At 57.4% G+C, this 1,311-nt stretch carries 1 protein-coding gene and 2 pseudogenes; 1 reads left to right on the top strand and 2 read right to left on the bottom strand.

Going from position 1 to position 1,311, the window contains the following annotated elements:
• Positions 1-126 (top strand): annotated as a pseudogene (locus FTV34_RS17520) (IS4 family transposase); the annotation flags it as partial.
• 197 nt (positions 127-323) lie between these two features.
• On the opposite strand, the gene FTV34_RS17515 reads toward FTV34_RS17520, so the two are convergent.
• Positions 324-1,004, bottom strand: coding sequence for a LysR family substrate-binding domain-containing protein (locus tag FTV34_RS17515; RefSeq protein WP_109354582.1), 681 nt, complete (start codon positions 1,002-1,004; stop codon positions 324-326).
• 3 nt (positions 1,005-1,007) lie between these two features.
• Positions 1,008-1,307: pseudogene (locus FTV34_RS18115) on the bottom strand (LysR family transcriptional regulator); the annotation flags it as partial.
• Between the last annotated feature and the right edge of the window lie 4 nt (positions 1,308-1,311).

The following is a 1,311-nucleotide window of genomic DNA, read 5'->3' as shown; positions in this document are numbered from 1 at the left end:
AAGCAAACATGTAATCTTTCTTCTGCATCTAAAGCCTTGCCCATCAAGTGTTTACCACAATCATTTTATCGACGTATGCAGCGCTTCTTTGCAGGTCAGTATTTTGATTATCGTCAAATTTCTCAGTGTCATCACCAGAACGATGGTGATGACTACGGCGATCTGACCCCAAAGGATTCGGCCTCCGCGCAATGCAGGCTCCAGTCGGCAAAAGAGACGGAGCCGATCAGAGAGTAGGCAAAATCGGGACGGGCAACAGGAAAGAGGATGCCGGAGGGCTGCCGGATACTATCGGCGGCAAATAGGATGGATCGCCTGTGCCGTTATCGTGCCGGTCGAGTGCCATCCAGGAAACGATTGGGCGAATCGCCGTCACGCTTCATTTTGCCTGCGAGGTTGAGTAGATTTTTCAGTGCGGAGTTGCGATTGAACGGCGACCAGACGGCTGTAAAGGCAACCGGCTCCGGTTCATCGAGGAAGGGCAGGAAGACGATGCCGGTCGTCGGCAACAATGACGTTGCCTCGCCGACGATAGTGATGCCGAAGCCTTGTCCGACCATAGATAGCAGCGTGTCGCGCCCCACATCAAAGCGCCGGATCGACGGTGCGGGCCAACGCCCGGCAAGGCGCAGCACGATATGGTCATGGACCTGCGGGCCGGTGCCACCATAGCGAACAATGAAAGTCTCGCCGACCAGATCGGACCAAGTGATTGCGGACTGCCCGGCGAGGCGATGCCCATCCGATAGCACGGCCACCAGCGGTTCGGTCCAGATCGGTCGGGTATGGCAGTCGGGCATCTCGGGCTTGCCCGCGACGAACACCACGTCGAGCTGGTCAGCACGAAGCTGCATCACCGCATCGCGGGCTGTGCCTTCGGTGATCTCAACCTCAATGCCCGTATGTTCTTCCCGATAATGACGGATCAGCTCCGTGAGAAAGCTGCGTGGGATTAAGGCATGGATGCCGATGCGAAGCCGGCCGTATTCTCCTTGAGCTGTCATGCCTGCGGTCTTCACTGCGTGATCGAGTTGATCGACACCCGCCGTGACACGCTCCATGAAGTGCCTGCCTGCGTCTGTTAGCCGAACGCCCCGCGCATGGCGCTCAAATAGCAGGACACCAAGGTTATCCTCCAGCGCTTTCACACGCGCGCTGACGCTCGACTGGCTGATACCAAGTGCCTTGGCCGCATGCCGAAAATTCAGATGCTCGGCGACGGCGATGAACTGAACAAGGGAAATGAGCGGTATCCTGCCAGACAGGATACCGACATTCACGAGGTTTCGATGGTTAGTGCGCCGCATCGGA

Origin of the sequence: Acinetobacter sp. YH16038 (genome assembly GCF_013417275.1) — a bacterium.
In the GTDB taxonomy this organism is placed as follows: domain Bacteria; phylum Pseudomonadota; class Gammaproteobacteria; order Pseudomonadales; family Moraxellaceae; genus Acinetobacter.
The sequence above is the reverse complement of the archived record's forward strand: the minus strand, read 5'-3'. Positions and strand labels throughout refer to the sequence as shown.

What these genes read in the sequence shown, in the direction of transcription:
- FTV34_RS17515 (WP_109354582.1), bottom strand. Translation starts at nt 1,004, where the DNA reads ATGACAGCTCAAGGAGAATACGGCCGGCTTCGCATCGGCATCCATGCC.